The following is a 20,014-nucleotide window of genomic DNA, read 5'->3' as shown; positions in this document are numbered from 1 at the left end:
TCATAAAGTAGAGATTTTCGGTGTCAAAAAGATAAAATACTTAAATTGACACTATTAAAAAATCAAAGTTTACCGAGGCGCAGATCACCTTTGCCCTGCGTCAATCCGAGACGGGTATCACATCCCTTGTCTGCCGGACTTCCGGCTGGAATTAATTCGGTATATCGCAAAGATCAACCAATGGGCTGGGGCAAGCCAGGATTAGGTGCCGGTATTATTGCTACTATTCCCGGTCAGCCAAATAAGGCTATTATATTCAGCTATGAAAAGGCGCAACAATGGATTATGACTTTATTGCTCTTGCACGTCGGGTAGCATTTTTCCTCGACCAATTCAGTTTAGTAAACACAAGTGTTAGAACTGTAGTTTTTTTAAAAAATTGAAATTCACAAAGTCAGCTCTAGTATACATGTACTTTAAAGCATCAATCCTTGAATCTTAGTCTAGCGATGCTTCGATGGCGACTTCGTACGGCAAGTTGAAAATCTATTAATTTTTGCAATATCAAAACTGCTCTATAATATTTTCATACTGCTTAAACTCAAAGGTGATCAAAGATATATTTATGAAAATTTCTTCTGCAATTTCACTAATCTAAATGTTTTGAATACTAATGATAAGGTTATTAAAAACAATACCGTGAAAAACGATAGCGTAAGCGAGTCAATCTATTTTAAAAAAATACTGCTGCTAAAAGTATGGCGTAAAGCGGTTCAAGATTGAAATTAAGCCGAATTCTCTACTTTTGGAAAGTCCTGTTTTTTTGAGAAGGTCAAATAATTGACAGTCTTTTTTGGCTAATGGTAATGCAACAATATGGACTGAAAATCGTTTTAAGTTTAATTAACCTATCTAGACAATATGAAAGATGTATTTAATATTCGTGTGAATGGTACAAAATTTCAGATCAAGACAGATCCTGAGACACCGATGTTATACGTTCTTAGAAATAATCTATCCCTAAATGGGCCTAAATTCGGTTGTGGATTAGCGCAATGTGGGGCTTGTATGATTCTGGTGAATGGCGTTGCGACACCATCTTGTACCTATGCCGTTCAACATGTCGGGCAATCCGAAATAACTACGCTGGAAGGTTTGACTGGGGAAGATGGACAACTTCATCCAGTGCAGCAGTCTTTTTTTGATGAACAAGCAGCGCAATGTGGCTATTGTACTAACGGGCTGATCATGGCCTCAGTAGCTTTACTTCGTCGCAAACCGAACCCCTCTGAACCGGAAATTAGAGCTGAACTTCAACGAAATATCTGTCGTTGCGGTATACATGCCAGAGCAATTCGTGCCGTTAAGAACATCGCAGATCGCTAAGCATTATGGAAAAAGAGCAACAAAGTAGACGCGCATTCATTCATTCGCTAGGTGTATTAGCCATTGGTTTTTCCATGTCGGGTGCTGCATGTTCCACTTCAAAAAGCAAAGAGCGGGTAGATCCCGCTGCACCAGATATACGTACAAAAGAACTAGATCTGGAAGAAATAGATTCATGGCTGCTGATTCGGGAAGATGGTCGCGTGACCATCATGACGGGAAAAATGGAGTTGGGACAGGGGATTACGACGGCGATTGCACAAGTCGCTGCGGAGGAATTGAGTATGAATATGTCGCTTATCGATGTGCATTTGGCGGAGACTGGTTATACGCCCGATGAAGGGTATACCGCCGGAAGCATGTCCATACAGACCAGCGCCATGTCGGTTCGTAAAGCAGCGGCTTCTGCCCGTGAATACCTGCTAGAGCTTGCATCTCAGGAAATGTCAATCGCAAAAAATGCATTGCATCTTGCAGATGGATATATTATCGGAGAAGGAAAATCGATTGCGCTTTATACGGTACTAAAAGGGAAGTATTTTGAAGCGAAGATTTCTTCAGAGGCATCTTTACACGCCATGTCGCGCCGTAAGATCGTCGGTCAGTCCATAGCCCGTATGGATATCAAGGATATGGTAACAGGTAAGCCGCATTTCATACATGATCTGCGTTTTCCCGATATGGTGCACGCACGTATTGTTCGCCCACCGGCACAGGCTGCGCGGTTAACTGCGATCGATACACAAGCCATTTCGAAACTTTCCGGTTTGGCGAAGTTGATACGTATCGGCAGCCTCGTTGGGGTTGTTGCAGAAGACGAATATCAGACGATTAAGCTCTCGCGAGCCGTATCCAGTCACCTCACATGGGATTATCAAAAAGCATTACCGATCAACACTTTGCTCGTGGATCATATCAAAACCTTACCAACTGATACGGAGACGGATAAAAAAAGTGATGGTTGGTCTGATAACGTCATTGCCAACTTACCGGTAAGACATCATGCCGCTTATTTCAAACCCTATATTATGCATGCCGCCAATGGACCTTCCTGTGCAATAGCGCGTTATGCAGATGGAAAGCTGTGGGTCTGGACACATAGCCAGGGTGTATATCCATTACGAGGTGCACTTACAGGTTTACTCGGCTTGCGTGAGGAACAGATACATGTGAAAGGCGTTCCTGGATCTGGCTGCTATGGGCACAATGGCGCAGATGATGTGGCTGCTGAAGCCGCATTACTAGCGATGGAATTTCCTGATCGACACGTGCGCTTACAATGGATGCGTGAAGAAGAAAATGCTTGGGAACCTTACGGTACCGCAATGGTGATGGAGGTCGAGGCAGGCTTAGATCGTGCAGGTCGTATAAAAGGCTGGAAGTATGATTTATGGTCGGACGACCACGGAGTGAGGCCGGGTGGCGATGCAGATAATTTGATGCCTGCCTGGTATATCGAAAAGGGCCACGGACAAGCTAAGTCAGGATTTCGAGGCGGGGCGACACGTAACTCAGAGCCTTATTATACCATTCCTCAGCTGCATTTGCAGTCTCACATTTTTCGAGGACCGCTACGAAGATCATCTTTACGAGGTTTAGGAGCGTATGGAAATGTCTTCGCCATCGAAGCATTTATGGACGAGCTGGCAGAGAAAGCGGGTATAGACCCGATTCAATTTAGAATTAATCATTTGCGTGATGAACGGGCTATCTACTGTTTGGAACTACTAGCTAAACAAATTAAGCGCGCTCGCAAGCAGGAGGCGGATGAGGGAATCGGAATTGCCTTTGCTCGCTATAAAAATGCGGCGGCCTATTGTGCTGTGGCAGTGCAGGTAAGAGTTGATGGGCAAACTGGAAAAGTGGAGGTGCAAAAACTCTGGGCCGCAGTCGATGCAGGAGAAGTCATCAATCCCGATGGCTTGAAAAACCAGATCGAAGGCGGTATGGTGCAATCTGTGAGTTGGGGGTTGATGGAGGAAGTTACGTTTGATGATACCCAAGTGACTAATTTAGATTGGAGTACGTATCCCATTTTACGTTTTCAGGAGGCTCCTGCTATTCATATTGATGTGATTGACCGGCCGCAAGAAGAGCCCTTAGGCGCTGGAGAAGCCGCTCAGGGACCAGCCACAGCCGCTCTGGTGAATGCGGTCTATCAGGCCACGGGGACCCGTGTACGACAACTGCCCGTTGAGAAAGCACTGCAAAGAGCAGGCTTTGGAACTAAATCTCTGTCGTAATTTGTTGTGAAGGCTCTTAACGTAAGTTTTTAACAACCGGTTGGATTCGTGATTGTCGACATATTTTCGTGATAACACGTGTTTGCACCATTTTACTTTTGTAAAATGATAGTTTTACGGCTATTTTAAGGATCATGATACAGCGATATTACAAAACCTATCAAATTCTTCTGCTCAGTTCGCTGGTTGCGCTATTTCTAATTTTTCCGGATATGGTGTGGACGCCGTACGAGATGCGCGAGATGCCCGCAGATCGAAGAATTTTTTACGTCGTTTTTTCGATCTTGCGTTATGCTTATTTTACCCTGTTAATCTATCAGTTAATTAAGATTAACCTCGAAAGATGGTCGACCACCATTTTTCTGAAACGTCTTTTGCACAGCGTATTAGTCGTCATAGTAGCGTATGTCTTATATGGCATCATTTCCTACTTTCTATATGGCCGCATACGGCATTTCGGAAGCTTGGTGTTGTTTCAGTTTTTTATCGTTGCCATACTCAGCGCATTGATCGGGCATATTTACTTACTATATAAGCTACAGCGAAGTAAGGAAATTGAAATCGAACTGCTGAAAGTGGAAAATTTACAAAGCCGTTACGACGCGTTGACCAACCAAATCAATCCGCATTTCTTCTTTAACTCGCTCAATGGCTTAACCTCCTTAATCCGTAAACAGAATCAGGATGCGACGCTCACTTACGTGGAAAAGCTATCGGATGTCTTTCGATACATACTTCGTAGCGATAAAAAAGGCTTGGTAAGTTTGGCAGACGAATTAGACTTCGTCCGCTCCTTTGCTTACATGATGGAAGTGCGTTTTGCGAATAAGATCTACTTTGAGATGGCTGTAAATCCAGACTTGCTATCGTATCAGTTACCAGTGCTGTCTATTCTGCCGCTGTTGGATAATATCGTCGTGCATAATACGATTGATAGTCTGCACAATATGAACATCCGCATAAGCACTGATCAGGCAGATAATTTGCGTATCACGAGCCCCATTTTTCCCAAGATCAGAGAGCCGGATACGACAGGTACCGGATTGAAAAACTTACAAAGTAGGTTTAAGCTATTGTTGAATAGAGCTATAACTATTGAAAGGCTTTCCGATACTTTTACCGTGATTTTACCACTAAATAAGCCTGATATCTGATGAAAGTGTTAATCGTAGAAGACGAAACTGCGGCCTACGACAGTTTAATCGCCATCTTGTTGGAGATAGATTCCTCGATTCATGTGGTAGGCAATACCGAGGGAGTGGCGCAAACTATTCAATGGCTGCAGCAGCAACCGTTGCCAGATCTTATTTTTATGGATATCCATCTGTCCGACGGGCAGGCTTTTATGATATTTGAAGAGATGCCACTCGATGTGCCTATTATTTTCACCACGGCATATGATACTTATGCGATTGATGCTTTTAAGGTAAATAGCATCGATTACCTTTTAAAACCTTTGATGACCGCAGATGTTAGCAGTGCGATACAGAAGTTGAAGAGAAGATCGCAGCCAGAACTGCTTCTACATCAACAATCTACCAAAGAGGCGATGCAACAGCTGTCTTATCCCGAAAAGATACTAGTACCCCAACGTGATAAGCTGATCCCGATTGCACTCCACGATATGGCATTTTTTTACACGACAGAAAAAAATACCAGCCTGCATTTATATGCAGGGACGGTTTTGCGCTACACGAAGACCTTAGAACAGATCGCCTCCTCATTAAATCCACGGCTATTCTATCGCGCCAATAAGCAATTTTTCATCGCTCGAGAAAGCGTGGTAGACGTGGTGGTTTGCGCAGATAGTCGTTTGCAGGTCAATTTGAGTGTGGCAGTCCCTGAAATCATTTTTGTGAGTAAAAATCGGGCAGCAGATTTTAAGGAATGGTTGATACAGAGTTCGTAACGCTTTCGTATTCGTCTTGAATAGCGACTTTTTCGCTTTAATACCTCTTGGCATATGTATGGGGCAATTATTGATAAGTTTGAAGTATGAATTGGCTTACATCCTATACACCATCCAACACACCAAGAGGCAACTTATTACGCCAACTAGAAGCTTTGTTAGATGCTTATTACACACGTGGAGATCAGCTGGAATTCGGTGTGCCCACGGTTAATTATTGTGCTGATCAGCTGCATTTATCGGCAAATTATTTTGGAGACCTAATTAAGTTGGAGACCGGATTATCTGCAAAATCGCATATTCAGAATTGGATTATCGCCAGAGCGATTCAAAAAGTAGTATGCTCCGGATGTACCGTGAGCGAAATTTCATACCTATTAGGATTCAATTATCCGCAACACTTCTGCCGATTCTTTAAAAATAAAGTCGGACACACACCGGTGGCCTACCGCAAGCAATATACCTCGGTAGCGATGACACATTCGGATAGGCAATCACCTTAGGTGTTTTTGTCCGATAGAACAATATTAAATCATATCGGCCGGATACCAAGACATTGCATGGTTTTTGTAGCACCTAATTAAGTTGATTGGCAGAGAGTCCCCCTACTAATTTTTGGCAACATGAAAGAGATACACGATATAGTCATGGCGTATGATAAGGCGAGCAGCCAAGGCAAGCAAGCCGTGCTGGCTACAGTTGTGCGCGTTGAGGGATCTTCTTATCGGCGACCCGGAGCGCGGATGCTAGTGACTGATGATGGACAAATTACGGGCGCGATAAGTGGGGGTTGTTTAGAAGGCGATGCTTTAAATCGCGCGTTATTGGCTGCTTACCAAAAGGTGAGTAAGCTCATCACCTACGATACGACAAAAGATAGTGATTCCGCTTTTGGCGTACAATTAGGATGCAATGGTATTGTGCATATCCTGTTTGAATATATCAATGCTGAACAGGATGATAATCCGATTGCATTATTGCGCGAGTTGGTGCATTGCCGATCGCATGCCGTCATCGCTGTACAATACGCATTGGAGCAGCGTGATAAGCAACAAGGTACTTTTTTGCTCGTAAAAGATGACGCAGACAGGCGGACAATCTTACCGGAAGCTTCAGCTGTGGATTCTGCTTTACAGCTTGATATTGACTTGGTGCTCCGAGAAAAGCGTTCTCATCAGAAGGAAGTAATTCACGAAGGTATTTCTCATGATATTTTATTGGAGCATATTGCTCCTTCTATTGCATTGCTAATTTTTGGTGCCGGTAATGATGCTCAGCCACTGGTGGAGCTTGCTGCGGCATTGCACTGGCCAGTAACCGTTATTGACGGCCGCGCTACGCATGCTACGGCTCGTCGGTTTCCAAAGGCGGAGCGTGTCTTGATTTTTCCGGCTCCCGATGCCGTAGCCCAACTTTCCATTGATGCGTATACGGTTGCGGTGTTGATGACCCATAATTATAACTATGACCGGGATGTATTGCCTCATTTACTACGGTCGGATAGCATTTATATTGGATTGCTAGGTCCTCGCACGCGATTTGATCGCCTGCTGAGTGAGCTCGAGACGAATGGTAGTAATAAATCAGGTTCCGAGGATATCAAACGTTTATTCGGGCCAGTAGGCCTAGATATTGGTGCAGAAACGTCAGAAGAAATTGCGCTATCGATCCTGGCAGAGATCAAGGCGGTTGTGAGCCATCGTGCTGGACGATCGCTACGCGAACGCATAACCAAGATGCATAGTGAAACACCTATTTTAACGACTAATGCATGCTAGTAGATCAATTCGGACGCCAACATACCTATCTTCGGATATCATTAACCGACAATTGCAATTTGCGATGCTTTTACTGTATGCCCGAAGAGGATTACAGCTTTGCACCGCGCGCACAGCTTATGCAACCCGAGGAGATTAATCATCTTGCACAGGAATTTATCCAAATGGGTGTAAATAAAATCCGACTTACCGGCGGTGAGCCCTTCGTGCGCAAAGATGCCGACCGGATCATGGCAGGATTGGCGCAATTGCCGGTGGAGTTGGCCTGTACGACTAATGGCATTCGGATTGACGAATTATTGCCCGAAATACGGGCCTGTAATTTTAGCAGTATGAACGTGAGTCTGGATACGTTGCAGCGCGACAAGTTTTTCAAAATTACCCGTCGCGATTTGTTTGATCGGGTCTATAACAACATCGATTTGTTGATGCAAGAAGGTATTCCCTGCAAAATCAATATGGTGGTGATGAAGGGATTGAATGATGATGAACTGGCCGACTTTGCGGCCATGACGAAAGATCATACGATCGAGGTTCGCTTCATTGAATTTATGCCTTTTGCCGGGAATAAATGGACGAGCAATCAAGTGCTCACGCACGCAGAAATTCTTAATAGGTTGGCCATCGATCCAAAATTACACGTACTTCCGGGTAGCCCGCATGATACAGCCAAGCGATACAAAATGCCTGGTCATCAAGGTGCTATCGCCGTCATCAGTTCTATGAGTGAACCATTCTGTAGTGGTTGTAATCGAATTCGGTTGACAGCTGACGGAAGATTAAAAAATTGTTTATTTTCAGAAAGCGAAGTTGATCTGCTTACGCCGTTACGTGCGGGAGAAGATCCTGTGCCACTGATCAAAGCACATATTTACAAGAAGAAGGCTCGGTTGGGAGGGCAGATGACACAAGATTTTAATGATTTGGAGGCAGATAAGCTGTCTAACAGAAGCATGATACGTATTGGTGGTTAATAGAGAATGCAATGGATAAAGTAGGTGTCTTAATCCTAGCTGCAGGAAGCTCATCTCGTTTGGGTTATGCCAAGCAGCTATTACGACATAAAGGGAAAAGCTTGATCCGTCAAGTCACGGATGAGGCGCTGAAATTAGGTACACCGCATGTCGTTGTCGTACTCGGGGCTCAACAAGATGCGGTTGCCCAAGAGCTGCAGGATTCTGGAGTAAACACCTGTGTAAATCCAGAATGGTCTGTCGGCATGGGCTCATCCCTTCGCGTGGGCGTACAGCATTTACTGGATGTCACTGCAGATTTATCAAGTATAATCATTTCGGTCTGTGATCAACCTTTCCTAACCACCGCCGTATTTACTCAGCTTTACCAAACTTACGAACAGTCAGATAAGGAGATCGTGACTTGCCAATATGGCGACGATCCATCGCATATCGGTGTGCCAACTCTTTTTGGTCGAAAATATTTTGAGAAACTAACGCAACTGGGAGATGAAAAAGGTGCCAAGGGATTACTTCAACAATATCAAGATGATGTGGCCACTGTGCCATTTTCTCAAGGTCATATCGACATAGATACACAACACGATACAGTGCAATTGATGGAATACATGGTATCCGTTCAACAAGCTTCCGAACTAATTTTGGAGCAAGTAAATCCACTCCCCATAATTCGCCAGACATTGGCAGCAGCTCACGGATTCGTTTTGGCCGAAGATGTGTATGCGAAACTGGATATTCCCAATTTTGCGCAGTCTTCCATGGATGGCTATGCGATCACATTTGCGGATCGAGCTGTACCATTAGCGGTAGTGGGAGAGATGCGCGCCGGCAGTGGACTGATGCAATCTCTGGGGCCTCAGGAAGCCATGCGCGTCTTTACGGGTGCGCCTGTTCCTTCGGGAGCGGATACGGTGGTCATGCAGGAACGTGTAGAGAAATCCGAAGAAAAAATTCGAATTGTAGATGACAGTCTAACAATAGGCGCGAATCTACGCACTGCGGGTTCAGAAGTGAAAAAGGGAGAGCTGGCAGTTGCCGCAGGTACCTATCTTTCTGCCGCAGCGATAGGTTATCTGGCTGGTATGGGCTGCGAACACGTAGCGGTGTATTCCGCTCCGCGAGTTGCTTTGCTGATGACGGGCGATGAGTTGCAATCCCTTGGAAAACCGCTGGCATTTGGAGAAGTATACGAATCGAACTCCATACAATTGTCGGCGGCATTAAAGGCGGCTGGAGTGACCAATATGGATACGCAACGGGTGAAAGATGATCCAGCAGTGCTGCGCAAATCCATATTGGATGCATTGCCTAAGGCAGATGTACTTATTCTGGTGGGAGGTGTGAGCGTTGGAGATTATGATTTCGTGGTACAATCGTGCCTATCCTCCGGCGTGAATCCCGTAGTGCATAAAATACGGCAAAAGCCCGGTAAACCGATCTTTTTTGGGTATGCAGGCACTACATTAGTGTTTGGCCTGCCGGGCAACCCGTCTTCCGCTTTGACATGTTTTTACCGCTATGTGTTGCCTGCTATAGATCGCATGATGCAGCGCAAACCATCACTCGTTCAATCCAAAGCGATTGCGGCAAATGACTATCGAAAACCCGTAGGTTTGACCCATTTTATCAAGGCTTATTTTACCGAAGGACGCGTACAAGCACTACATGCGCAAGAATCGTATCGAATGCAATCGTATGCCCGCTCCAATGCCTTGATGGTATTGCCGGAAGACTCAGAAGGTCATGTAGCAGGAGATGAGGTAGAGATTATTTTATTGCCAAATCACGCATGGATATAGAATTGTTTTACGGATTGCTCTTTATCGTCGCCTTTTTGTACGCGGCGGTTGGCCATGGTGGCGCCAGCGGCTACCTAGCACTGATGGCACTCTATGGTGTTGCACCGCAGGAAATGAAGCCAACGGCATTAATTTTGAATCTTTTTGTCGCGATGACTTCCTTTATCCAGTATTATCGGGGAAGGCATTTTAAAATGCCCATCTTCTTGCCCATCGCATTAGCGTCGATTCCTTTCGCATTCTTGGGCGGCATGCTGACGATGGAAGACGCGTATTACAAAAAAATATTGGGCATCCTGCTCATTTTACCGATTGTACGCTTCTTCTTTTTCAAGAATACAGCAGATGAAAACTTGAAACCGCCTGTAGTATTGATTTCCGTATCAATAGGAGCGGTAGTCGGTCTTTTATCGGGTATGATCGGAATTGGAGGCGGCATTATCTTGTCGCCCGTATTGATCTTACTACAGTGGACGAATCAGAAGCAGACGGCAGCAATCAGTGCGGCATTTATTTTCGTCAATTCCCTTGCCGGACTGGGCGGCATGATGACGCAAGGCATTACAGTCACCAATCATATGGCGATGTATATTACCGTCGCCTTTACAGGTGGATTGCTCGGAGCTTACTTTGGATCAAAGCGATTCAATCAGGAAATATTGAAATACGTACTGGCAACAGTGCTTTTGGTGGCAGCATATAAACTGCTGTTTACTAGTGTTTAAAATGGTTTTACTTCAACAGGTAAAGGAATCGGAGGAATTATGAAAATACAAGTTTTATCCTTTGGAGGATTGGTCGAAATTGTCGGAAAAGAAAATATCATCGAAGCAATGGATACGCAAAATCTAGTGCAACAACTGGAGCAGACTTATCCTGCGCTGGCTGGTCGGAAATACATTTTGGCGATCAACGAAAACATGAAAACCGAGAATACACCCTTGCAGGAAACTGATGTGGTAGCGTTGTTACCTCCTTATTCTGGAGGGTAATATGGAACATACTAGTTCTCGTTACCTACGTCAGTATGCGCTCAAAGATTTCGGGATGCAAGGGCAGAGAAAGTTAGCCAATGCACGTGTATTGGTCGTTGGAGCAGGCGGTCTTGGCTGTCCGGTATTACAATACTTATGTGCCGCCGGAGTAGGCCATATCGGCATTGTAGATGCAGATAAGGTAGCATTGAGCAATCTGCATCGCCAACCACTGTATCGTACCGCTGACGTCGGCCGCCTAAAAGCAGAAGTGGCCGCCGACATACTTCGTGGCCAAAATGATACCATCCGTATAGCAGAATATGCGATTCATCTCGACAATCAGAACGCATGGGATTTACTCTCTTCGTATGATATTATTCTGGATTGCACGGATAATTTTGAAACGCGGTACATGCTTTGCGACGTCTGCGTTTTACTCCATAAACCGTTGGTATATGGAGCAATCTATACTTATGAGGGACAAGTGGCGGTGTTTAATGTAGCCGACTCTGCTGGCATAAGCAGCAATTATCGCGACCTTTTTCCGATGCCTCCAGCACCAGAAGAAGCGCCGAACTGTGCCACAACAGGTGTGTTAGGCGTGGTGCCAGGAGTAATCGGTGTTTTGCAAGCAAATGAAGTAATCAAACTATTGGCCGACATCGGCGAACCGCTGATCAACAAACTATTTACTATAGGGTTATTGGATTATCAATCCATCACCGTACGGATACAAGCAAAGCATCATCCGGATGCGCCCCAATCTCGAATAGCCTTCGAGGCGGTGCACTACGGACATTACTGCGGCACGGTGAACGAAGGCATAGCGCTGATCGCTGCGCATGAATTGGATGAGATCGCCCGTCGCCCAGATACGCTGCTCATCGACGTGCGTGCGTTGAGTGAAGCACCCCGCTTATCGCTGCCGCATCGCGCTATTCCGATGGAATTGCTGATGGCGAATGCAGACGAACTACGGGCTGCACACCTTGTGCTGGTTTGCCAAAGTGGTATACGAAGTGCGCGCGCCGCCGAATGGTTGATGAACCATTTTGGTGCTCAACGAACAATAAGCCATCTAAAAGGAGGAATGGTTGCATATCAATCAACAAAAAATGACGAGTAAACCAAAGAATATTTTTATACAAGGACCGATATCGCCCTCTTTTGTGGCAGATAGCTTGGAGAAACATGCTTCGAAGCAGGAGATTGGCGCTCATGAAATCTTTTTAGGCCAAGTACGTGTCGATGAGGTAGAAGGTCGCAAAGTCAGTGCTATTCGATATACCAGCTATGAAAGCATGGCATTAGCACAAATGGAGCAGATTCGGGAACGTATTTTCAATGCCTACAATCTGGTTTGCATGCACGTCTATCACAGCTTAGGAGAAGTGCGCGCAGGCCAGTTATGTTTATTCGTATTTGCTTCCTCCAAGCATAGAAATGAGGCTCAGCTAGCCTGTCGAGATATCGTCGAGCAGATCAAAAAGGAACTGCCGATTTGGGGTGAAGAGATATTTGAAGATAACAGTAGTCAATGGAAAACAAATACTTAATTAAGAGAACCTGCACACATGGTTGATATAACATACAAAACATTTAGCCTGCGCAAAGCCATTGCCATGGCTAGGGTAGAAACATCTAGCGCCGAAACCGTGCAAGCAGTCTTAGACGGCAGAGTGCCCAAAGGTAATGTGTTTGAATTTGCACGCGCAGCGACATTGCTGGCGATCAAAAAAACCAGCGATATCATTCCTGATTGTCATCCGCTACCGGTAGAATACGCGGCTGTAAGCTATAGTACCGATGGTCTTGCCATTGAAATCACGGTAGAAGTACATACGATCTACAAAACGGGTGTGGAAGTCGAGGCAATGCACGGCGCATCTGTCGCCGCGCTGGTGATTTACGACATGTTGAAGCCAATTGACAAAAAGGTGGAGATTGGTACCATCAAGCTGTGCAGCAAGACGGGAGGAAAGAGTGGGAACCAGCCACTAGTTTCTCCAGATGAAATAAAAACCGCTGTGGTGGTTTGCAGCGATTCAGTGTCGCGTGGTGATAAGCAAGATACTGCTGGCCATCTTTTGGTCAGTCTGCTCCAAGAACAAGGATTAAGCGAGATCGGTTACCGTATTGTACCGGATGACGTGCAGGCCATACAAACTACATTACAAGAATCGCAAGAGGCCGGTGTGCGCTTGCTGATCTTCACCGGTGGTACTGGCCTGTCGGATCGGGATGTCACGCCTGAGGCAGTCAGTCCATTCATCACCAAGGAGATCCCAGGAATTGCGGAGACGGCACGGCAGTATGGGCAGCAAATGATTAAAACGGCTATGTTGTCGCGCGTGGTAGCGGGCTTTGCAAAAGATACGTTGGTAATTACCTTTCCTGGTTCTCCGAATGCCGTTCGTGAATTTATGCAGGTATTATTTCCCCATCTATTTCACGTATTCCATGTAAAGGACGCTGGAGGTCATTAGTGCTACGTGTCCTTCCCAATATGCAAACTAAGAAAACAATAGTTGGTACGCACGTGTTTCAGATATATACCTGCCTGATGTGTACAATCTGTAAAAAGGGTTAACAGATCACGCAAACAAATGACATATTTGTTGTCAGAAGAAGAGAAGATAAAGTTACCATGTTTGGCATCGTTTGGATCATAGCCAACATTACGCATACCTATAAGAGATAATAGAAGATTGTAATTATGGAGAAGAAGAATTCATACTCCAGACGCTTTTTTATTAAAGCATCTGCTGCTATGGGCGCCTTGGCGGTGGTTCCCAAGTATGTATCCTCATTTTATCGGGATGTAAGGGCATTGATTGTACCTACAAAACAGCACGTAAACTTGACCGTGATGGTAAACAAAAAACCATACACGATGCAAGCAGATACGAGATCTACCTTATTAGATTTATTAAGAGAGAATCTACAGCTTACCGGTACGAAAAAAGGATGCGATCATGGCCAATGCGGGGCCTGTACCGTGCATGTCGATGGCGAACGTACACTCAGTTGCCTTACGCTGTCGGCGATGACTGTGGGCAAAGAAGTCACTACCATTGAAGGGCTTGCGGAAGGAGACGATCTGCACCCGATGCAAGAGGCATTTATTGAATGCGATGGTTTTCAGTGTGGCTATTGTACTCCGGGGCAGATCATGTCTGCTGTGGCTTGTGTAAAAGAAGGGCATACGGGATCGGTCGAAGAAATAAAAGCCTATATGAGTGGTAATTTGTGCCGGTGTGGGGCCTACAACGGTATTGTGGAATCTATTCAAAAAGTAGCAAAGGCATGAGACCATTCGAGTACATAAAACCTAAAGACAGCAAGGAAGCGCTTCGCTCAAAAACGCCAACAGGCGCATATATTGCCGGAGGAACCAATTTGGTTGATTTGCTGAAAAAGAATATTGCCGTACCACACGAAGTTGTGGATATTACGAAAGTAGTATCCGATAGAATTGAGCTTAAACGAGGTGATGTCGAAATCGGTGCCATGGTGCGCAACACCACCGCCGCAATCGACCCAACCATCGTAGCACAATTTCCGTTGGTTTCCAAAGCCATCTTGGCGGGAGCTTCTCCGCAGATTCGTAATATGGCATCCATCGGTGGCAATTTGCTCCAGCGAACGCGCTGCCCTTACTTCTACGATACCTCCTTGCCTTGCAACAAACGCGAGCCGGGAAGCGGATGTGGTGCGTATGATGGTGAAAACCGCATGTCGGCCGTGATCGGCTACAGTACACATTGCGTGGCTGTGCATCCTTCCGATCTATGTGTAGCCTTGGCAGCATTAGATGCGACGGTCGTTGTGCAGCAGTCCAACGGAAAAAAGCAATCTATTCTCTTTACTGATTTTCACCGTTTACCAGAATCAACACCACAGCAAGATAATACGTTGCCTGAAGGCGCATTGATCAATCATATCCATATTGCAAAAAACGCGTTTACCAAGCATACAGCTTACGTAAAGATGCGCGATCGGGATTCTTATGCTTTTGCATTAGTTTCCGTAGCGGCGGCACTTCAGCTAGATGGTAACCGCATTGTGGCGGCCAGGCTATCATCTGGGGGTGTGGCGCACAAGCCTTGGCGTTGGCTGGCAGCCGAACAATTTCTGGCTGGTAAGGAAGCAACGAATGCCGTGTTTGCAGAAGCAGCAGCACTAGTGGCGCAAGACATCAAGCCATTGTCCAACAATTCGTTTAAGGTAGATATGCTGAAAGGCACCATAGAAACGGCATTGCAGGAAGCGCTAGACGCGTAACGGATTTTTTATTTTTCAATAATGAGTATCATGAAAACGGCGGAATCATATTATCTTAAACAACAAGATACCGAAGGTAGGGTAGAAGCACGGGCAAAAGTAACGGGAAAAGGCAAGTACGCCGCCGAGTATACCGTCGATAACCTCTGTCATGCTGTGTTGGTGGGTAGCACCATCCCTTCCGGACGGATTAAATCTATTGATCTGGAACAAGCCCGTCAAGTGGCGGGTGTTATCGATTGCCTATCTCACTTAGATAGACCACTTATTCCGGGATTTTCCAGCGCCGAAAAAATAAAAGAATCCGGTTTTGGGTTACCCATATTTCACACCGACAAAATTTACTTCAAAGGACAGCCCATCGCGTTGGTCATTGCCGAAACGCTGGAAGATGCATTGTACGCAGCGGCATTGGTGAAAGCTGAATACGAAAAGGCCGATTTTGATATTGACTTCGATAAAAAAAGACGAGATATTTCGCTGCAAGAGAGTGGAGACGAACGGGGCAGCGTTGCCGCATGGAAGCAGGCGAAGTACGTGGTAGATCAGTCTTACTCCATCAAGGCAGAAGTACACCATCCGATGGAGATGCATGCGACCATTGCGGCATGGACCTCGGAAGGTCATTTGCAACTGCACGATAAAAACCAAGGGGTGAACAATGTGCAACAAGTTTTATCGCGTTTGTACCAAATACCGAAAGAGCAAATACATGTTATCAGCGAATACGTGGGCGGCGGTTTTGGCTCGGGTTTACGCGTATGGCCGCATGTATTAGCCGCTGTCATGGCTGCCAAACAAGTTAATCGACCCGTTAAAATAGTATTGACGCGTCCGCAAATGTTTGTATCTACTGGATACCGTCCGGCTTCTTGGCAACAGATACGCATCGGTGCTGATGAGCAGGGGCGTTTGTTGGGCATACATCATCAAGCGATGAATGGAACATCCAAATATGAAAACTTCAATGAGGGTATTACGCGCATTACAAGGTTGGTATACGACTTTCCAAATCTAAAGGCCGAATCGGCCACTGTTCCGTTAAATATGAATACGCCTACGTGGATGCGCGGGCCAGGCGATTGTACAGGTGATTTTGCGATAGAATGTGCTATCGACGAGCTGTGCTACACCATGCAGAAAGATCCTGTGCAGATTCGTTTGGATAATATTGCGTCGGTAAATCATCCGGATAATAAGTTGCCTTGGTCTACCCATTTTCTAAAAGAATGTGTAACACAAGGCGCTGAGATGATCGGTTGGGAAAAACGTCCTGCCGAGCCACGCACCATGATCGAGGGCGATTGGCATATTGGCTATGGCATGGCGGTCGGTATGTGGAATGCCGGAAGAAATAAGGCCAGCGCAGCGATTCGTATGACGGCCGACGGACATATGGTGATACAAACAGCGATGACAGATATCGGAACTGGAACGGGAACTGGTATGCTCAATATTGCGCACGATATGACCGGTATTCCAAAAAATCAGATCCACATCGAGTTAGGGAATTCCAACTTACCGGCGGCACCAAGTCAAGGCGGTAGTACCGGTATGTCGTCCGTTAGTGGCGCAGTGGTAGCCGTGAGTAATGCGCTCAAACTTCAACTAGCACAATATGCCGCGAAGAACAACCCTGCGTTTAACGGTGTTTCTGCGGAAGAGGTAATGCTCTCTGCGGATAGCCTGTCCTTGCGAGACCAAGCGCAGGTAAGCGTAGCATACACAGATCTTTGGGCAGATAACCAATTGAATGAGGTACGACTGGAAGCAACGTCCGAGCCGGGCGAGGAGCGGAAGAAATATGCCTTCTGTTCATCCGCTGCACATTTTTGTGTGGTGAGTGTGCACCAAAAAACCGGTAAGGTCAAGATTGATCGTATGGTATGCGTTGCCGACGGAGGAACAGTGATAAATCAACGGGCTGCTACCAATCAGATGTCGGGTGCGGCAGTGGGCGGCATAGGCATGGCGTTGATGGAGGAACAGTTTGTAGAACACAAACTGGGTGGATTGATTGCAGACGATCTAGCGGGTTACCATTTTCCGGTCAATGCAGATGCGCCGATCGTGGAGGTGGCTTTTATTGGAAAGCCAGACCCGAATATCAATCCAAGCGGAGCCAAGGGATTAGGCGAAGTCGGTATTATCGGAACAGCAGCAGCGATTTCAAATGCCATCTACAATGCGACTGGGAAGCGCTTGCGCGATTTGCCGATTACGCCCGACAAAGTATTGTTGGCTACCACATCCTAATCTGGCTTACAGCCTTGGTAATGGTTTGAACGGCTATCTCAATCTCTTGCGAGGTGGTGAATCTACCCAAACTGAAACGAATCGTACTCAACGCTTCTTCTGGGGATAATCCCATTCCCAGAAGAACGTGGGACGGTGTAATGGTGACAGCAGAACACGCAGAGCCATTGGAGACGGCGATGGGGCCTAAAGCCCGGATCAGTTGCAGCGCATTTACTCCTACAAACGAGATGTTGGTCGTCGTGTACAGGCGATGTGTGGTATTGCCGTTCACCACGGTATTATCGATCTGTAATAAGCCTCGCTCTAAAAGATCGCGCAATTCGGTAATACGCTCCGTATCCGCAGCCATTTCCTGACGACAAATATTTGCTGCTTTCGCCAAGCCGATCAGGCCTGATACGTTTAGCGTGCCGCTGCGCATGCCCGATTGCTGATTTCCGCCATGAATCTGAGGGAAGATTTTAGGTGTTCCAGATCGAATATAAAGCGCACCAACACCCTTCGGACCATAACATTTATGCGCGGATAGCGCTAAGAAGTCTACACCCATTTGATCCACGTGCGTCGGTACTTTTCCAAATCCCTGCGTCGCATCGCACAGTACGTACGCCTCTTGTGTATGAGCGAGCGCGGCTATCGCCGAGATATCTTGAATCACTCCCGTTTCATTGTTCACGAGCATCGCACAAACTAACGCGGTCTCTGTCGAAATAGCGCGTTCCAGCTCCGCCAAATCACATCGACCGTCTGCCTGAACGGGCATATACCGTATCTCGTATTGTCGCGATTCTGCCAAATAGCGACAAACGTTTAAGACCGCTTCATGTTCTGTAGCGAGCACAATAATCTGTTTTCTTTCCGGCGCTACGATCCCTTTCATGGCCAAATTGATGGCCTCTGTGGCGCCAGACGTCAATACCAGTTCGTTTCGGTGGCAACCAAGTGACTTCGCTAGTGAGTTCCAGGCATTTTCGACTTCTTCCTGTACCAGCAAGCCCGCTAAATGAGGACTACTTGGGTTGGCGTAATTCATCGAAAAATAAGGCATCATGGCTTCCAGCACTCGTGGATCTACCGGAGTGGTTGCATTATGATCCAGATAGATAAGTTTCTCGGGCATATCTTACAAATTTAGATAATTATGTGCTGTAGCAGGTAGAATAGTAAAAATGGTAGTTTTTTCAGTAAAACATATCATTCCAAATGCTCATTATATAAGATATTTGACTACTGATGTTTTTCAATAAACCCTTTTGAGAAATATCGTAGAGAAGAAGAGAGAAAAACAAAAAAATGATACGATGGATGCAATTATAGTGAACAGCAAATCCTATCAGGTAGATTCCGATTTGAATATGCCCTTACTTTGGTTTCTGAGAGAGAGTATAGGTCTATCGGGACCCAAATACGGTTGCGGTGTCGCACAATGTGGTGCTTGCGTGGTACACCTCGATGGAGAAGCTGTACGATCTTGCGTCACCAAGATGAGACGTGCGATCGGAAAAGAAGTAGTCACCATTGAAGGACTTTCCGAACATGGAAATCATCCCGTACAAGAAGCTTGGCGCGAGATCGATGTGCCCCAATGTGGTTATTGCCACTCGGGGCAGATCATGTCTGCTGTCGTGCTGCTACGCGAATGTCCAGACCCGACAGATCAGGATATTGATGACGCTATGGCGGGCAACATTTGTCGCTGCGGAACCTACATGCGAATCCGCAAAGCCATCCATCAAGCGGCTGCTTTACAAAAGCAACAAGTTACTCAGCATGCACCTATCGACAGCTTAAAAACGGGAGATTATGAATAAGAAGATCAACTTGAATCGTATTTGTAGCAGCCGTACGGTGGTCATCGCGGCAGTTTTTGCTAGCGTGATCACCTTATTAGCCTCTGCTTCCTCCGTTTCGGTAGCTGATCGAGACGTCGATTCACCACAAGCTGCGGTTGCTAACGATAGCGTGAAGTCGGTCGTTGCCTTCAAAAAAGTATACAGCGTACTGATGAGTCCCAGATGTGTGAATTGCCATCCCGCGGGAGACGTTCCCTTACAGGGCGATGATAGTCATATGCATGCCATGGCACCAAAGCGAGGTGCAGATGGGAAGGGTATTTTGGCAATGAAATGTACCAACTGCCATCAGCCAGAGAATACAGAAGGCTTAAATATGCCTCCCGGCAATGCAGAATGGCACTTGCCGCCAGCAGCTATGAAAATGGTATTTGAAGGCAAAACAGCCCATCAGCTGGCGAAACAGCTCTTGGATCCGCAACAGAACGGTAACAAGGACAAGGCGGCGCTGATTGCGCATGCAGACGATAGTCTGGTGTTGTGGGGATGGAATCCGGGAGAAGGTCGGACATTGCCGCCACTCAGTCATGCTGAATTTAAAGAAGCTTGGATCACTTGGCTCAATACGGGCGCTTACGCGCCGTCGGAAAATGAATAGGGGTACACACCAAA

General features: G+C 46.2%; 20 protein-coding genes. 19 read left to right on the top strand and 1 reads right to left on the bottom strand.

All coding sequences use genetic code 11. The features are described from left to right. Nucleotides 1–45 precede the first annotated feature (45 nt). From AC3IRT_RS08405 to AC3IRT_RS08325, 17 genes are all read left to right on the top strand, one after another. Entirely contained in the window at nucleotides 46–315 is a 270-nt protein-coding gene (locus tag AC3IRT_RS08405) for a hypothetical protein (protein ID WP_489395939.1), read from the top strand. 546 nt (nucleotides 316–861) lie between these two features. After that, nucleotides 862–1,326, top strand: coding sequence for a (2Fe-2S)-binding protein (locus AC3IRT_RS08400; protein ID WP_489395938.1), 465 nt, complete (start codon nucleotides 862–864; stop codon nucleotides 1,324–1,326). A 5-nt stretch (nucleotides 1,327–1,331) separates the two neighbouring features. Beyond that, entirely contained in the window at nucleotides 1,332–3,569 is a 2,238-nt protein-coding gene (locus AC3IRT_RS08395) for a xanthine dehydrogenase family protein molybdopterin-binding subunit (protein WP_489395937.1), read from the top strand. Between the two features lie 134 nt (nucleotides 3,570–3,703). Next, complete coding sequence (locus AC3IRT_RS08390) at nucleotides 3,704–4,723, top strand: sensor histidine kinase (RefSeq protein WP_489395936.1); 1,020 nt, start codon at nucleotides 3,704–3,706, stop codon at nucleotides 4,721–4,723. Continuing rightward, nucleotides 4,723–5,478: a LytR/AlgR family response regulator transcription factor gene (locus AC3IRT_RS08385; RefSeq protein WP_489395935.1), complete on the top strand. Its 756-nt coding sequence runs from the start codon at nucleotides 4,723–4,725 to the stop codon at nucleotides 5,476–5,478. Before AC3IRT_RS08390 ends, AC3IRT_RS08385 begins: the two co-directional genes overlap by 1 nt. An 86-nt stretch (nucleotides 5,479–5,564) precedes the next feature. Then, nucleotides 5,565–5,981, top strand: coding sequence for a helix-turn-helix domain-containing protein (locus AC3IRT_RS08380; protein WP_489395934.1), 417 nt, complete (start codon nucleotides 5,565–5,567; stop codon nucleotides 5,979–5,981). 120 nt (nucleotides 5,982–6,101) lie between these two features. Then, nucleotides 6,102–7,256: an XdhC family protein gene (locus AC3IRT_RS08375; protein ID WP_489395933.1), complete on the top strand. Its 1,155-nt coding sequence runs from the start codon at nucleotides 6,102–6,104 to the stop codon at nucleotides 7,254–7,256. Next, nucleotides 7,250–8,230 (top strand): GTP 3',8-cyclase MoaA, encoded by a 981-nt coding sequence (gene moaA, locus AC3IRT_RS08370; RefSeq protein WP_489395932.1) that lies wholly within the window; start codon nucleotides 7,250–7,252, stop codon nucleotides 8,228–8,230. The genes AC3IRT_RS08375 and moaA overlap by 7 nt, the downstream gene beginning before the upstream one ends. Nucleotides 8,231–8,241: 11 nt before the next feature. After that, nucleotides 8,242–10,029, top strand: a complete 1,788-nt coding sequence (locus AC3IRT_RS08365; RefSeq protein ID WP_489395931.1) for an NTP transferase domain-containing protein — start codon at nucleotides 8,242–8,244, stop codon at nucleotides 10,027–10,029. After that, complete coding sequence (locus AC3IRT_RS08360) at nucleotides 10,020–10,754, top strand: sulfite exporter TauE/SafE family protein (RefSeq protein WP_489395930.1); 735 nt, start codon at nucleotides 10,020–10,022, stop codon at nucleotides 10,752–10,754. Before AC3IRT_RS08365 ends, AC3IRT_RS08360 begins: the two co-directional genes overlap by 10 nt. A 39-nt stretch (nucleotides 10,755–10,793) precedes the next feature. Beyond that, entirely contained in the window at nucleotides 10,794–11,021 is a 228-nt protein-coding gene (locus tag AC3IRT_RS08355; RefSeq protein ID WP_489395929.1) for a MoaD/ThiS family protein, read from the top strand. Between the two features lies 1 nt (nucleotide 11,022). Further along, the gene (locus AC3IRT_RS08350; RefSeq protein ID WP_489395928.1) at nucleotides 11,023–12,132 is read left to right on the top strand and encodes a ThiF family adenylyltransferase; all 1,110 of its coding nucleotides are present in this window, start codon (nucleotides 11,023–11,025) and stop codon (nucleotides 12,130–12,132) included. Continuing rightward, entirely contained in the window at nucleotides 12,122–12,562 is a 441-nt protein-coding gene (locus tag AC3IRT_RS08345) for a molybdenum cofactor biosynthesis protein MoaE (RefSeq protein WP_489395927.1), read from the top strand. The genes AC3IRT_RS08350 and AC3IRT_RS08345 overlap by 11 nt, the downstream gene beginning before the upstream one ends. Before the next feature lie 18 nt (nucleotides 12,563–12,580). Beyond that, a complete protein-coding gene (moaCB, locus tag AC3IRT_RS08340; protein WP_489395926.1) occupies nucleotides 12,581–13,492 on the top strand; it encodes a bifunctional molybdenum cofactor biosynthesis protein MoaC/MoaB in 912 nt (303 codons plus the stop codon). A 230-nt stretch (nucleotides 13,493–13,722) separates the two neighbouring features. Then, on the top strand, nucleotides 13,723–14,316 hold the full coding sequence (locus tag AC3IRT_RS08335) for a (2Fe-2S)-binding protein (protein ID WP_489395925.1): 594 nt from the start codon (nucleotides 13,723–13,725) through the stop codon (nucleotides 14,314–14,316). Further along, a complete protein-coding gene (locus AC3IRT_RS08330) occupies nucleotides 14,313–15,290 on the top strand; it encodes an FAD binding domain-containing protein (protein ID WP_489395924.1) in 978 nt (325 codons plus the stop codon). Before AC3IRT_RS08335 ends, AC3IRT_RS08330 begins: the two co-directional genes overlap by 4 nt. A 30-nt stretch (nucleotides 15,291–15,320) precedes the next feature. Further along, entirely contained in the window at nucleotides 15,321–17,546 is a 2,226-nt protein-coding gene (locus AC3IRT_RS08325; RefSeq protein WP_489395923.1) for a xanthine dehydrogenase family protein molybdopterin-binding subunit, read from the top strand. Here the strand turns inward: AC3IRT_RS08325 and AC3IRT_RS08320 are convergent. Next, nucleotides 17,533–18,669, bottom strand: coding sequence for a cysteine desulfurase family protein (locus AC3IRT_RS08320; RefSeq protein WP_489395922.1), 1,137 nt, complete (start codon nucleotides 18,667–18,669; stop codon nucleotides 17,533–17,535). The genes AC3IRT_RS08325 and AC3IRT_RS08320 overlap by 14 nt on opposite strands. Before the next feature lie 181 nt (nucleotides 18,670–18,850). Between AC3IRT_RS08320 and AC3IRT_RS08315 the strand changes: the two genes are divergently transcribed. Beyond that, on the top strand, nucleotides 18,851–19,360 hold the full coding sequence (locus tag AC3IRT_RS08315) for a (2Fe-2S)-binding protein (protein WP_489395921.1): 510 nt from the start codon (nucleotides 18,851–18,853) through the stop codon (nucleotides 19,358–19,360). Continuing rightward, the gene (locus AC3IRT_RS08310; protein WP_489395920.1) at nucleotides 19,353–20,000 is read left to right on the top strand and encodes a hypothetical protein; all 648 of its coding nucleotides are present in this window, start codon (nucleotides 19,353–19,355) and stop codon (nucleotides 19,998–20,000) included. The genes AC3IRT_RS08315 and AC3IRT_RS08310 overlap by 8 nt, the downstream gene beginning before the upstream one ends. The last annotated feature ends 14 nt before the right edge of the window (nucleotides 20,001–20,014 follow it).

The sequence above is a fragment of the Sphingobacterium sp. KH_072 genome, assembly GCF_057837975.1.
The sequence above is the reverse complement of the archived record's forward strand: the minus strand, read 5'-3'. Positions and strand labels throughout refer to the sequence as shown.